The sequence below is a fragment of the Paenibacillus sabinae T27 genome, assembly GCF_000612505.1.
Classification (GTDB): Bacteria; Bacillota; Bacilli; order Paenibacillales; family Paenibacillaceae; genus Paenibacillus_AQ; species Paenibacillus_AQ sabinae.
The window spans coordinates 4,288,167-4,301,050 of sequence record NZ_CP004078.1; the positions used below are offsets into that span (position 1 = coordinate 4,288,167).

15 protein-coding genes are annotated in these 12,884 nt (G+C 47.5%); 3 read left to right on the forward strand and 12 right to left on the reverse strand.

Going from position 1 to position 12,884, the window contains the following annotated elements; genetic code table 11:
• Positions 1–23: 23 nt before the first annotated feature.
• The 8 genes from PSAB_RS19675 to PSAB_RS19705 form a co-directional block, all read right to left on the reverse strand.
• A complete protein-coding gene (locus PSAB_RS19675) occupies positions 24–704 on the reverse strand; it encodes a class I SAM-dependent methyltransferase (RefSeq protein WP_025336298.1) in 681 nt (226 codons plus the stop codon).
• A 461-nt stretch (positions 705–1,165) separates the two neighbouring features.
• Positions 1,166–1,327, reverse strand: coding sequence for a hypothetical protein (locus tag PSAB_RS25840; RefSeq protein WP_158442605.1), 162 nt, complete (start codon positions 1,325–1,327; stop codon positions 1,166–1,168).
• Positions 1,328–1,567: 240 nt separating this feature from the next.
• Entirely contained in the window at positions 1,568–2,026 is a 459-nt protein-coding gene (locus PSAB_RS19680; protein WP_025336299.1) for an NUDIX domain-containing protein, read from the reverse strand.
• 316 nt (positions 2,027–2,342) lie between these two features.
• A complete protein-coding gene (locus PSAB_RS19685; protein ID WP_025336300.1) occupies positions 2,343–2,996 on the reverse strand; it encodes a class I SAM-dependent methyltransferase in 654 nt (217 codons plus the stop codon).
• 335 nt (positions 2,997–3,331) lie between these two features.
• Positions 3,332–3,685 carry a hypothetical protein gene (locus PSAB_RS19690; RefSeq protein ID WP_025336301.1) on the reverse strand — a complete coding sequence of 118 codons (354 nt, stop codon included), beginning with the start codon at positions 3,683–3,685 and terminating at the stop codon, positions 3,332–3,334.
• A 277-nt stretch (positions 3,686–3,962) separates the two neighbouring features.
• Positions 3,963–4,232 (reverse strand): hypothetical protein, encoded by a 270-nt coding sequence (locus PSAB_RS19695; protein WP_025336302.1) that lies wholly within the window; start codon positions 4,230–4,232, stop codon positions 3,963–3,965.
• Between the two features lie 183 nt (positions 4,233–4,415).
• Positions 4,416–5,534: a site-specific tyrosine recombinase/integron integrase gene (xerA, locus tag PSAB_RS19700; protein ID WP_025336303.1), complete on the reverse strand. Its 1,119-nt coding sequence runs from the start codon at positions 5,532–5,534 to the stop codon at positions 4,416–4,418.
• Between the two features lie 775 nt (positions 5,535–6,309).
• Positions 6,310–6,669: a HesB/IscA family protein gene (locus PSAB_RS19705; RefSeq protein ID WP_025336304.1), complete on the reverse strand. Its 360-nt coding sequence runs from the start codon at positions 6,667–6,669 to the stop codon at positions 6,310–6,312.
• Between the two features lie 387 nt (positions 6,670–7,056).
• Between PSAB_RS19705 and mqnE the strand changes: the two genes are divergently transcribed.
• Positions 7,057–8,163, forward strand: coding sequence for an aminofutalosine synthase MqnE (gene mqnE / locus PSAB_RS19710; RefSeq protein WP_025336305.1), 1,107 nt, complete (start codon positions 7,057–7,059; stop codon positions 8,161–8,163).
• A 37-nt stretch (positions 8,164–8,200) separates the two neighbouring features.
• Positions 8,201–9,262 (forward strand): NAD(P)/FAD-dependent oxidoreductase, encoded by a 1,062-nt coding sequence (locus PSAB_RS19715; RefSeq protein WP_025336306.1) that lies wholly within the window; start codon positions 8,201–8,203, stop codon positions 9,260–9,262.
• A 7-nt stretch (positions 9,263–9,269) separates the two neighbouring features.
• On the opposite strand, the gene PSAB_RS19720 is transcribed toward PSAB_RS19715, so the two are convergent.
• Complete coding sequence (locus tag PSAB_RS19720; RefSeq protein WP_025336307.1) at positions 9,270–9,524, reverse strand: YuzB family protein; 255 nt, start codon at positions 9,522–9,524, stop codon at positions 9,270–9,272.
• Between the two features lie 82 nt (positions 9,525–9,606).
• Here PSAB_RS19720 and PSAB_RS19725 point away from each other — a divergent pair, with 82 nt between their 5' ends.
• Complete coding sequence (locus PSAB_RS19725; RefSeq protein ID WP_025336308.1) at positions 9,607–9,855, forward strand: NifU family protein; 249 nt, start codon at positions 9,607–9,609, stop codon at positions 9,853–9,855.
• 216 nt (positions 9,856–10,071) lie between these two features.
• On the opposite strand, the gene PSAB_RS19730 is transcribed toward PSAB_RS19725, so the two are convergent.
• The 3 genes from PSAB_RS19730 to PSAB_RS19740 form a co-directional block, all read right to left on the reverse strand.
• Positions 10,072–10,938: a MetQ/NlpA family ABC transporter substrate-binding protein gene (locus PSAB_RS19730; RefSeq protein WP_025336309.1), complete on the reverse strand. Its 867-nt coding sequence runs from the start codon at positions 10,936–10,938 to the stop codon at positions 10,072–10,074.
• Positions 10,939–11,090: 152 nt separating this feature from the next.
• Positions 11,091–11,759 carry a methionine ABC transporter permease gene (locus PSAB_RS19735; protein ID WP_025336310.1) on the reverse strand — a complete coding sequence of 223 codons (669 nt, stop codon included), beginning with the start codon at positions 11,757–11,759 and terminating at the stop codon, positions 11,091–11,093.
• Complete coding sequence (locus PSAB_RS19740) at positions 11,759–12,775, reverse strand: methionine ABC transporter ATP-binding protein (protein WP_025336311.1); 1,017 nt, start codon at positions 12,773–12,775, stop codon at positions 11,759–11,761. The genes PSAB_RS19735 and PSAB_RS19740 overlap by 1 nt, the downstream gene beginning before the upstream one ends.
• Between the last annotated feature and the right edge of the window lie 109 nt (positions 12,776–12,884).

Here is a 12,884-nt window from a genome sequence, read left to right on the forward strand (position 1 = left end):
CCTTCTTCGAGCTTACTTACAAATTAAGGTTTGTTGGCTTTCCATATGTATTTATAATCTTTCAATCCAAGTTTTCCGTTTATAATATTCTGTTGAACCCTTAATTCTAATTCCTTCTTTAGTTCAGGCGTAGTATATTCGGGATTTCCGGGTATTCCTGAAATAAACTTAGCAAATTCAATCTCATCAGGGAAAAAGATAATCGCACTATTAAATTCTTCAATTTCAATGTTTATATATCCATTACTGTTTAATCTGTTTTTAACTGTTTGCAATGCGCCTGAGTGAATTCCGAATACAGTGCCTCCAGAAAAAAGTATTCTACTATGATTTAATATAGATGTTGGCCCTCTTCTGTCATAAATTAAATCAAATTGTTCATCATTAAAAGGTAAGTCAGTCTTGGTGCTAGCGCATACAATTCTTACATTATTCACTTTACTTTCTTCTAAAATTGACTCAGCAATCTTAATCATTTCAACTGAGTTGTCAAATCCTATTATCGATTTAGCATGTCTCGACATCTTTAGTGTAAAATCCCCATGTCCGCACCCAGCATCTAAGACTGAATTGAAATTAGGTAACATACCCATTAGTCTTTCTTCAAATATCTGCTCCGCTGAAATTCCCTCAATGGTAAATACAGCATTGCTTTTATATCCGCCATTTCTTCTAGCGATCATGTCATACCATTCGACTCCCATGAATTAACCTCCGAGAATAAGTGTTTTAGTTTTTATTATTGTTGCAGCCATTTCCTCTAACGTTTCCGCATTCACGAACCCGAGAGGCTTAAGTGAGCGCCAGCGAGCGGGTCGCCAGACTTAGCCTCGCAGGGTTGTCTACCTGCCAATTTCTTCTTTGAAATCTCTTCCGCAGACCCAGGGCGTTAGCCCGCAGCGTGAATGCTGTGTTATAAGATGTCTCCGTCTTCGAAGCATCCCCTTTAAGTTATGTTGTTTGATAAATATGATTCTATTCCATTCGCGAGGTAAAAACAGTCACAGATCTGGAACCTTACATACTCTATAGTCTTTAGTCTTAATGTTTCTTTAATATAGGTATTACTCCGATCGTTATTAGCCTTACTTCTTCTAAAATTTTTGATACATCAATTTTCTTTAGTTCATGTTCATCAATTTAAAATAGATGGATAACCAATCTTTTATTTTTCTAAAATTACCAATGAATATACAGCATTATTACCACCACCGCCACCCATCGCACTTTGACTAACTAATTTCCATCCGGTATTTAACAATTCATTTAATTCCTCTAAGTTATTTTTCTTCTCAGTTAAGAAATAGACTACTATTGCTTTTTGCATTTTTGCACTTCCTTCTTCTTTATAGTTTTACTCATAACAAGGATTTCTTATAACGTTATTGTATTCACGAACCCGAGAGGCTTAAAGGAGCGTAGCGACTGGGTCGAAGACTTAGCCTCGCAGGAGTTGTCTGCCTGAATCCACTTCTCCGTATTATCTTCAACAGACCAAGGGGGTAGCCCGCAGCGTGAATGTTGTGTTATACGAAGACTTGCTCTTCATCGAAAAACCTCACTAAACCTATTCGAATGTACTTTCGAAAAAGGGCCCTTCAATATCATTTATATAGTTTTCAATAATCTTTCTCATTGGTTGAGGAAGAAGGTTATGTCGGTCCATCTCATTTATGGGTATCCAATAAAATTCTAAATGGCTCTCTTTTGATTCTGGATTCTTTCTATAATCTGCGTTTTCTAATTTAGTAATAAAAACATGATTTATCTCTTGATGATATGTTCCTTCATCTTCGTGTTCAGCTTCTACTGCTCCTATGTACGGCCCGACTTCACTTATTAAACCAAGTTCTTCATTTATCTCTCTATACAAAGAGGTTCTAATACTTTCATGAAACTCAACATGTCCTCCTGGTAAAAATGTGTTATCCATTCCTATGCAATGGGCAACTAAAAGATGGTTATCGGTTAATATGACTCCTCGAGCCAGCACGTGGTACTTTTGTGGTTGTTCTTGCTTTATCATTTTGAAGTCTCCTTCTAAAATTGTTGGTTTTTAATAGGGTTAGCAAGTTTTCGTATAACGTTGTTGCATTCCCGAATCCGAAAGGCTTAAAGGACGAATGCGACTGGGTGGCTTGCCACTTAGCCTTGCAGGGTTGTCGCCTGAATTTGCTTGCCTGTTATAACTTCTGGCGACCAAGGGCCGTAAGGCCCGCCGCGGGAATGCGGTGTTATCTGATGGATCGGCCCCACTTCCTCGAATTGAGACAGGACGTCGACCCACATAATCTTTATTGTATTGTAAGTCTCCAATATTTATTGAGTTTTATATAGTTTTTCTATTTTCTTGCTGTCACAAGGATCGCTACTATTCTATGTTTATTTCCATATGTATCCTTAAATTCATATACTTTGTCCTTTAATACAACATCACTAAACTTGCGAAACATCCCACACAACTCTTCGCGTGTCGTATAGTAATGTGGTATATTCTCTTCTCCTGGTCTTCCTCCTAAAAATGTGTTCGGTGCAATTTCATCGCCAATCCCATAACTTGGATCTTCTGTAGTTACAAAATCCGTTACAACTATTCCATCATTTTTAAGTATTCGATATATCTCATTGATTCCTTTTTGAATTTCTTCCCGAACACCATGACCTTGAACCCAAATACATAATACTCCATCAAATATATTATCTTCTAATGTCATTGAGTACATATTCTGTATACTATATTCCGCATTAGATTTCTCTGATCGTTCTAATAATTCCTTAGTTATTTCTATTCCTGTTTCTGAGATATCACATGCATGTACATTGAATCCTTTATCTACCAAATAATACGTATGTCGTCCTGTCCCACATCCTAAATCTAAAATTTTCTTGCATTTATTTTCTAAGAATACGTTAGCAGCCTCTACAACCGAGTCTAGAACATCAATTTGTACTTTCCCTTGTTCCACATAAATTTTTTCCCAACTGCCGTTATTCATTATTTCCTTGTCTCCTCTCTATTTTGGGAAATGTCGTTACAATGAGGTTTGCGATTTTCTATTTACTTCAAGCAACACGATGTTGCGAATGAATTACCTTCAAGTCATCATTGGGGCCGATCTTTCAGATAACGTTATTGTATTCACGACGCCTTACCGACTTAAGCCCCATAGGGTGGCCGCGACGCGGTTAGTCGGTGCAGGTTTGTCTGCTGAATATGCTTCCCCGAATTGCCTCGGGCAGACCGAGGCTCCGTAAGAGCCGAAGCGGGAATACGGTGTTATGTGATGCCCCTCACTTCTTCGAGTAAGCTTCCAAGTCGCCTTTAATCTTGTCAGTCTACTTCTGTCTTGATCTTAATTTGTATATAGTTTTTTGTTATTTGTTGTGTTGAGACTGTAGTCTCGTAATTGTCTTTAATGAATTTGAATCCTGATCCTATTTGTTCTTCGTATTTCCAGCCTTTGCCTTTCATATAATCCTTTAGATTTTCATATCCGTTGCCCTTTATATTCTTTGCCATGAATGTTGCATAATTTTGATTTTCATCTGTCTTTATCATGTCTTTATCGGTTGTTTGTAGTTTAATTATTCCCCAGAGGTTACTTGCTCCATATCTACTAACTGGTAAAAATATTAACACCATAACGATCAAAGTTGATATGAAAAGTAATTTCCCTTGCTTCAATGTTTCACCTACTCACTGTTTTCATATGTCTTTAAGGGGTTTCACATAACGTTTCCGTGTTCACGACGTCCATTCACCCTAAGCTGCCAGCGTCGTGCGTCGAGCACGATCTCGGCCGGCCGCGATGCGGTTGGGTGAATGGATGTGTCCCGGCAACTACATCTTCGACTTATATGCCGGGACCGAGGCGGCTTGTCCGCCGAAGCGTGAACACATTGTTATCTGATGCCAGCAACTTCTAAGAGTTACCCTTAAAATCGCTTTATTCATGCTTTATTTATTTGTTTATTGGCGACTTTTCCTTTTCCCATTCTGTAGGCCCTTCATTAGAAGGTATGAATCTCCTCCAATAGTCACCGGTTTGTTGATCAAATATTATGATATTGTTTTCGTTTACATTTATCATTTGATATCGATTGCCATTTTGGTCTTTACTGTCGTTCTGATTTGATTCTCCTTTAAAAGATATACCTAATAGAAAGCCAAATATTCCAGAAATGAGAACTAGCGTCAAAATAGAGACTGCGATAATTGTCTTGTTTTTCATTATTCCTCTCCCTCGATTCACTAGAAAATCCATCTTGCTGGTTTCAGATAACGTCTTATCTCTGAACTTCATGTATCCCTTTAATCCGGGTTATCTCTGTACTTCGTGAATCCAGCATTGGATTCTTTTTTCATGTACCACAAGACATCTTCTCCCAACATTCACCTCCCCCCCTATTCGTGCCTACATCCGATCTAGAGGACTCTGAATCCGCCGGATATCCTTTACACTTACATGGGTATACCGCTCTGTCGTACGAGAACTCTGATGGCCGAGCAGTTCCTGGATATAGCGCAGATCAATTCCATTTTCAAGCAGGTGGGTCGCAAAAGAATGCCGGAGCGCGTGGATGCCAACCTGTTTCATCACACCGGAGGCGGAGAGTGCCTTTTCGAATACTTTTTGCACGGAGCGTTCAGTCAGATGTCGGCCGGGAGTTTGTCCGGGGAATAACCAAGGTTCGGGTTTCTCCTGATCAACATATTTGCGGACCAGTTGGTAAGCGGAATCGGACAATAGAGTGATCCGGTCTTTTCTTCCCTTCCCTTGACGCACACGCAGCACTTGACGGGCATGATCACAATCCTCAATCCGAAGCCGAACCACCTCGCTGACCCGCAGGCCGGACGAATAGGTCAGATATAGAATAGCTTGATGCTTCAGGTTGTCCACGGCCTTTAAAATGATCATCACCTCATCAAGTGATAGCACATTAGGAAGCTTATTCTCCTTTTTGGGCCGAATATATGAAGCTGTCTCTTTCAGGTTAAGAACATGCTTGGAATAGAATTTCAGTGCGCTAATCGCCTGGTTCACGTAGGCATGGGAGTACGCCCGCTTGAGCAAAGATAGAGCATACTGTTGAACACAAGATTCACCGGTTTGAGACTCTCGCTCCCTATGGTAAGCACAGAATCTCTTTACATGGGCACTATACGCCCGAATGGTCTTGCCACTGTATCCGCGGACAGTTAGTGCATCCCGAAATCTATGTTCCATCTCTTCATTCCATAGATAAGAGCTCCGCTTGGCGGCAGCCACCGCCTGAACTTGTTTGTCCAGCCATTCTTGAATAAAAGGGCTATCCTCCACCAGACGCTGATCCACCTTCACCTCATCGCCGAAGCAAGCATTTAGCAGTTGTTCGACTTTAGCGATAGTGTAAGGGATCGTCCAAATGCCTTCGTCAGGTACCCACTTCCTACCGGGGATCGATTTTATCTTCAGAATGTCCTCTTTGCCGAATCTGTTGATTTGGATCCCGATCGTTCGCTCATCGCGTATGCCCAGTCGGATTTCCATTTATTTCTCCCTCCAGTGTAACCTCATTTCAAGATATTGGATACAAGAAGAAACGGCTGACGACGTCTTTCAAGACGCAAGTGCGTTTCTCGTAGAAATACAAGGTCTGTTATAAGCGTGAAACTTATAAATTCTTGTATTTTAAAAAAGTTAAGAAGCCAACAAGTCTTCCGGTTATTGGAGACTTGCTGGCTTTTGCTTTTCTATTGGTGCAATTCCTCCATCAAACCAAGTTAGGAATTAGGGCAATCGCTCTAACATCAAGGGACAGGTCAGGTTGGTTATGATTTTAATTCAACATCATTGCAAAACAGCTAAAGTGCAGCTTTTTTCGATCAAAAACGTTTTTTCTCAAACATAACCTGCAATTATACAGGGATTTGAGACTGTTCTGACTGAATTTGAGGCGGAGCGGAGAAAAACCTGTATTTCCGTAGGCATGTTATACATAGCTATTCTCAGGCGATCAAAAGATGCAGAATTTCAGGTTTTCTGCATTATTTACTTCCCCCCCTAAAAAGAAAGAAGGATCACCCGCTTCCATTCGGGCGGCCCCGTCCACCTACGTAAATCCCACCTACCTGAATCCCACCCAAGAAGAAACGCCTGACGGCGTCTTTCAAGACGAAAGTGCGTTTCTCGTAGACATACAAGGTCTTTTATAAGCGTGAAACTTATAAAAGACCTTGTATTTAAAAAAAGAGACTCCAAGGCTTGTTGCCTCAAAGTCTCCGCTGCTTTCGGAACTCAAATATTCTGCTGTTTCTTAACTACCTCAGCAAGGCTCCTCGCTAGGTTTCCCCGCATCCGTCGCCGTTCTGAAGCTGTGTCCGCAGCCGCACGTGGCGGTGGCGTTCGGGTTGTTGATCGTGAAGCCGCCGGACATTCCGGATTCCTCGAAGTCGATTTCGAGGCCGTCGAGCAGGCGCAGGCTGTCTTTTTCCATGACGACCTTGAGGCCCTTCACATCCATGTAGACGTCCTGATCGGTTTCGTTGTCGTCAAAGCCCATCGCGTACGAAAATCCGCTGCATCCTCCGGCGGTTACGCCAAGGCGAAGGAACATGTTCGGGATCTCCTGCGAGTCGCGCATGGTCTTCAGCTGCTCCGCAGCCGTATCGCTGATTGTAATCATGGTTTCCAGCCTCCTTCTAAATATATGGGATCGGCCGTGCTTGGCCAAAAGTTATTGTCTATATAAAATAAAGTATACTTCACTCCACCCCGCTCCACAAGCCGCAGATGAGGGGACAAGAACGGTTCCGGGCGGTTGCTCACCTTTCAAGAGAGGTTTATAATAGGAAAAAGCACTATGCAAAATTCGAAATTTTGTCACGCGCGGCCTATGACTCCATAGAAAATGAAATTGCTGCCGCTTCGATATGTTGTTCTTGAAAACATCTGCGTCGTTTTTCTCTAGGTGAGAAACAACGGGGTGTTTTCTTATTGGTAGGCCGCACTCGCTATCGTTTGCCCATGCTGGCTGAGCCTCTGATCTCAAACCTTACTAGGAGGAATCATAATGTCTACTCTTATTACGCCCCACACCGATGCCAGAATGGCGGATATTATTGAAAAGGTTCACGCCGGCGAGCGATTGACCCTTGAGGATGGCGTTTATTTATATGATAGCAACGACTTGCTGACGATCGGTCAGCTCGCTAACGAGGTTAACCTTCGGAAGAACAGAAACAAGGTGTATTTTATCGAAAATATGAGCCTGTACTTCACCAATGTATGCGAATCGCGCTGCGCGTTCTGCAACTTCCGCAAGGATGAGGGCGAAGAAGGTGCCTATACCCTCTCCGGCGAGGAAATGATCTCCTACGTGGAGCAGCATATCCACCCCGGCGTGCGCGAGTTCCATATTGTGGGCGGGCACAACGCAAACGTCCCTTTCCAGTACTATGTTGATTCGCTTCAGGCGCTGCATGACCGTTTTCCTGATGTGACCTTAAAGGCTTATACGGCGGCGGAGATCGATTTCTTCACCCGGATCAGCGGTCTGAGCATCCGCGAAGTGCTGGAACGCTTGCAGGCGGCGGGTCTTAAGACCCTTACAGGCGGAGGAGCGGAAATTCTGTCCGACCAATACCGCCAAAAAATGCACGTCGACAAAGCGAATGTCGAACAATATCTGGAGGTGCACCGGCAGGCGCACAAGCTCGGTATGCGGACCCATACGACCATGCTGTACGGCTCCATCGAGTCCCACGAGGACCGCGTCCGGCACATGCTGCAAATCCGCGAGCTTCAGGACGAAACGAACGGCTTCATGGTGTTCATTCCGCTGTCGATGCAGCCCAAGAGCAAGAATGCCGGCATTATGCGACGAAACTCCGCGTACGAGGATCTCAAGACGATCGCTATCAGCCGGCTGATGATCGACAATATCGATCACATCAAAGCTTACTTCATTAATATAGGGCCGCAGCTGACCCAGGTCTCGCTGAGCTTCGGCGCTTCCGACGTGCACGGAACGATTCTGAAGGAACGAATCAGCCATTCCGCCGGTGCACTGACACCAGAAGGTCTTACACGCGAAGAACTGATCTGGCTCGTGAAGGGCGCAGGCAAAATCCCCGTTGAGCGCGACACCTTCTACAACGAAATCAAGGTATACGAATAGCCAACCCATTTCACAGCGGAAAGGAAGGGCGCACTGCATGAAGAAACTGCTTGTTCTCGGGGGCGGCTATGGCGGCCTCGCACTGATCCAGGATTTGCTTAACCATCATCTCCCCAGCGACGTGGAAATCGTCCTGATCGACCGGATGCCCTTCCAGGGCATCAAGACGGAATATTATGCGCTTGCCGCCGGTACGGTTTCTGATTATGATCTTCGCATCGCCTTTCCCGTTCACCCCAGGCTCTCAACCAAGTACGGCGAAGTCGGCTCCATTGATCTGGAGAGCCGGCTCGTCCTTATGGCAGACGGCGAGCCTGTCCCTTACGATATCCTGGCCATCGCCCTCGGCTGCACCGATAATTATCACGGCATTCCCGGCGCCGTGGAGCATACATGCAGCATACAGACGCTGCCTGGCACCCGAGAGACCTACCGCCGCCTGAACGATGTGAAGCCCTATGGCACCATCAACATTGTGGGCGGCGGCCTGAGCGGCGTCGAGCTTGCCGCCGAGCTGCGCGAAAGCCGGCCCGATCTGAATATCTCTATTCTCGACCGGGGCGATCGTGTGCTGTCCGCTTTTCCGGCCAAGCTGTCTGAGTACGTCGAGGAATGGTTCAGCGAGCATCAGGTGCAGACGCTCAGCCGGATTTCGGTCTCCCACATTGAGAAGGATGCGGTCTTCAACGGCTCACAGGCAATCGCTTCGGACGTTACGGTCTGGACCGGCGGCATTCAGCCTGCCCAGGTCGTACAGAACCTCAATGTGGCCAAAGACCGCGGCGGAAGGGTGCTTCTCGGCCAATACTATAATATCCCGGAGTATCCGGAAGTTTATGTGATCGGCGACTGCGCCAGCCTGCCGTATGCGCCCAGCGCCCAGGCGGCGGGTGCCCAGGGCGAGCAGATCGGGCAGGTCTTGCGGGCCCTGTGGCGAAACGAGAAGCCGAGACTGCATAAAATCAAGCTGAAGGGAACGCTCGGTTCCCTGGGTAAAACCGAGGGTTTCGGCCTGCTCGGCAGCCGTTCCGTGATGGGCCGGGTCCCCCGCATTCTGAAGAGCGGTGTGCTGTGGATGTCCAAGCGTCATTTCGGCTAAAGCCCGCTTAGTCGATTTCAAGATTGTCCCAGGCTTCCAGTTCCTTGATCTTGGAATCAATGGCGGCTTCCAGCTCTTCGGGCGAATCGGCGGCGACGACTTCTCCGTTTACCATCGCGAACGGCTCGAAGCGGCATTGGTTGCAGTTGCCCAGGCAGGTGTATTCGATGACATCGTAACCCGGATTCTGCTCCAATTTATTCTTAAGCGCTTCGGTGCCATGTCCCAGGTTGCTGACACAAAATTCAATAATTGGTCTCATGTTGATCTCCTTGGCCCTTACTAACCGTTTTATTTTTTAAGTATTTGTACTATAATATACGTACGAAAGGAGTGATTGAGAAATGAGTGAGAATACACAAAGCACTAGCATGTACGATGAAGTGCTTGAAGTTCTTGATAAACTGCGTCCGTTCCTGCAGCGCGATGGCGGCGACGTTGAGCTCATCGACGTTGAGGACGGTATTGTTAAACTGAAATTGATGGGTGCCTGCGGCAGCTGCCCAAGCTCCACCATTACGCTGAAAGCCGGAATTGAACGTGCTCTGATCGAAGAAGTTGAAGGTGTCGAGGAAGTCGTTCAAGTATTCTAATTTTCGCGTACACACCGTCCCGGTGCTTTGCCCTATGGCAAACGCCGGGATTTTTTTGTGCTTATTTTTGCGCCTAATCTATCGGTCAATTATATTAAATTTTATCTTTCGCCACAACCTTGTCTCTTAGCTGAACCCGAACCCGTGATCTCCACAAAAAAATCCCGCACGCCCTTTAAACAGGCAGTACGGGATTGGTTTTTAGCTTGCAGTCAATTAGAACGCCGGGATGATGGAGCCTTGGTACTTGTCTTCAATAAATTTCTTCGCTTCCGGGGAAGTCAGCGCGGCTGCCAGCTTCTTGATGGCGTCTTTCTCCTTGTCGTCCGGACGGACTACAAGCAGGTTCGCATATGGAGAATCTCCGCTCTCGATGAACAGGGCGTCCTTCGTCGGAACGAGTCCCGCTTCCAGCGCGTAGTTGGCGTTGATCAGCGCGAGGTCGACTTCATCCAGCTGACGCGGCAGGTTAGCGGCTTCCAGCTCGATGATTTTGAGATTCTTTTTATTTTCCGTGATATCCGATTTGGTAGACGCAATATTGTTAGGGTCCTTCAGCGTGATCAGACCGTTCTTCGCCAGCAGAATCAGCGCGCGGCCGCCGTTGGTGGCATCGTTAGGGATGGCCACTTTCGCGCCGTCTTTCAGTTCGTCGATCGATTTGATTTTTTTGGAGTACGCGCCAAAAGGTTCAACATGGACAGCGGCGACGGAAGTCAAATTCCAGCCGTTCTTTTGATTCTGGTCGTCCAGGTAAGGCTTGTGCTGGAAGAAGTTCGCGTCCAGTTGGCCTTCGGCCAGCTGCACGTTCGGCTGAACGTAATCAGTGAATTCCTTGATTTCAAGCTTGATGCCCTGCGCTTCAAGCTGCGGTGCGATAGCCTTCAAAATTTCTGCGTGCGGAATCGGAGAAGCTCCGACAACTAGTGTGACAGGTTCTGCGCTTGGAGCAGCCGAAGCTCCGGCAGCAGGCGCACTGGAGGCGGCAACGTTGGAGGCTTTGTTTCCTCCATTGTCAGCGCCGCAGGCAGCCAGCACCATAATCAGCGTCAGGCTGAACAAGGTCAACAGCATTTTTTTCATTTGATAAATCCCCCTCTGAAAGTGTATGTGTGTTAACGGAGGCTTGTAAGGTTCCCCAACCGCCAGCTCCGCCGGTTTCGGCGAAAGCCTCTGCTTCCATCGGAAGCGGAAGGCGCCCTCGCCTCAATAAGGTATTTTTATATAAATAGGCCTTATTTTCGTGTGAAATGTCTTACCAGCCGGTCGCCCGCCATCTGCAGGAACTGCACCAGCACAACAAGCAGAATAATCGAGACAATCATGACTTCCTTCTCATAACGCTGATAGCCGTAGCGGATCGCCAAATCCCCAAGTCCCCCGCCGCCGACCATGCCTGACATGGCTGTGTACGACACCAGCGTAACAACGGTAATCGTAATCCCGGCAAGCAGGCCCGGACGGGCTTCCGGCAGCAGCACGCGCATCACGATCTGGGTAGTCGAAGCTCCCATCCCCTGCGCCGCTTCAATCACGCCACGGTCCACCTCACGCAGCGACGTTTCCACCAGACGGGCGAAGAACGGCGCGGCTCCGATGACCAGCGGCGGTATGGTTCCCAGAACCCCGATGGACGTACCGACCACGGCCCGGCTGAACGGGATCAGCGCAATGACCAGAATAATAAACGGCACCGAGCGCAGAATATTAACAATGAAGGAAATAACCGCGTATAAGCCTTTTACAAAAGGAAGCTGTGATCTCCCCCATAAATATAACACAATTCCGAGCGGTAAACCAAGGATTATTGTAAAAATCGCGGAACTGCCCAGCATTTTTAAGGTATCCACCGTACCGGTAATCATCTCATCCCAGTCAACGGCTGAAAAATCAAGACCGAATATCATGACAGCACCTCCACATCAAGTCCCTGCGCGGTCAGCTCGGAGATTGTTCTGCCGATGGCTGTGGCGTCTCCTTCGAAGCGGACAACGAGCTGGCCGTACGGAATATCTTTAATGGTGGAGATGGTTCCTTGCAGGATAGCGAAGTTCACTCCGGTACCGCTGGCTACGCGCGACAGCGTCGATTCGTACGTCTTTTCCCCAAGGAACGTAATCTTGACCGCCGTCGTCCCGTCGGGATGCGGAGCCTGCAGCGCCGCAAGGAGCGGACTGTCGTCATGGGCTTCGCTTTGGATGAACTCCTTCGTCACCCCATGCCTTGGCTTCAGGAACACATCGGCCACCCGCCCTTGCTCGACGATGCCCCCGCCGTGAATCACGGCCACCCGGTCGCAAATGCTCTGAATGACATGCATTTCATGCGTAATCAGCACAATCGTCAGATTGAACTGCTTGTTGATGTGAAGCAGCAGTCTTAGGATCGAATCGGTCGTCTGCGGATCAAGCGCCGATGTGGCCTCGTCGCACAGCAGCACGTCCGGATCGCTCGCCAGCGCCCGGGCGATGCCTACCCGCTGCTTCTGCCCGCCCGACAGCTGAGCAGGGTATTTGCTCCGGTGTTCGGTGAGGCCCACAAGCGCGAGCAGCTCATTCACCTTCCGGTCGACCTCGGCCTTTGGTGTGTGCACCAGCCGGAGCGGAAAGGCGATATTGTCATACACCGTCGCCGACGAGAGCAGGTTGAAATGCTGATAAATCATGCCGATCTTCCGCCGGCGCTCCTGCAGCTGGTTTTTGCCCAGCCGGGTCAGCTCGGTGCCGTCGACCCACACTTCGCCTTTCGTCGGACGCTCCAGCAGATTAATGCAGCGGATCAGGGTGCTTTTGCCCGCGCCGGAGTGGCCGATTACCCCGAAGATTTCCCCTTTTTCAATATGAAGATTCACGCCCGAGAGCGCTGTGGCGGCGGTGCCGCCTTTTCCGTACACTTTGGTCAAGCCTTTTAACTCTATCACTTTCTATCCTCCCCATGCCCCATAAACCACAAATCAAAAATCTATCCAAAAAGCCCCCCGACAATCCGTGCAGACCGCGGGAGGCTCTCTTAACTGTAAAAGACCATGC

Excerpts from the sequence above, each read along its gene's own strand:
- PSAB_RS19720 (WP_025336307.1), bottom strand. The coding sequence starts at position 9,524 with ATGAGACCAATTATTGAATTTTGTGTCAGCAACCTGGGACATGGCACC.
- PSAB_RS19695 (WP_025336302.1), bottom strand. The coding sequence starts at position 4,232 with ATGAAAAACAAGACAATTATCGCAGTCTCTATTTTGACGCTAGTTCTC.
- PSAB_RS19685 (WP_025336300.1), bottom strand. The coding sequence starts at position 2,996 with ATGAATAACGGCAGTTGGGAAAAAATTTATGTGGAACAAGGGAAAGTA.
- xerA (WP_025336303.1), bottom strand. The coding sequence starts at position 5,534 with ATGGAAATCCGACTGGGCATACGCGATGAGCGAACGATCGGGATCCAA.
- PSAB_RS19730 (WP_025336309.1), bottom strand. The coding sequence starts at position 10,938 with ATGAAAAAAATGCTGTTGACCTTGTTCAGCCTGACGCTGATTATGGTG.
- PSAB_RS19725 (WP_025336308.1), top strand. The coding sequence starts at position 9,607 with ATGAGTGAGAATACACAAAGCACTAGCATGTACGATGAAGTGCTTGAA.
- PSAB_RS19675 (WP_025336298.1), bottom strand. The coding sequence starts at position 704 with ATGGGAGTCGAATGGTATGACATGATCGCTAGAAGAAATGGCGGATAT.
- PSAB_RS25840 (WP_158442605.1), bottom strand. The coding sequence starts at position 1,327 with ATGCAAAAAGCAATAGTAGTCTATTTCTTAACTGAGAAGAAAAATAAC.
- PSAB_RS19680 (WP_025336299.1), bottom strand. The coding sequence starts at position 2,026 with ATGATAAAGCAAGAACAACCACAAAAGTACCACGTGCTGGCTCGAGGA.
- PSAB_RS19705 (WP_025336304.1), bottom strand. The coding sequence starts at position 6,669 with ATGATTACAATCAGCGATACGGCTGCGGAGCAGCTGAAGACCATGCGC.
- mqnE (WP_025336305.1), top strand. The coding sequence starts at position 7,057 with ATGTCTACTCTTATTACGCCCCACACCGATGCCAGAATGGCGGATATT.
- PSAB_RS19715 (WP_025336306.1), top strand. The coding sequence starts at position 8,201 with ATGAAGAAACTGCTTGTTCTCGGGGGCGGCTATGGCGGCCTCGCACTG.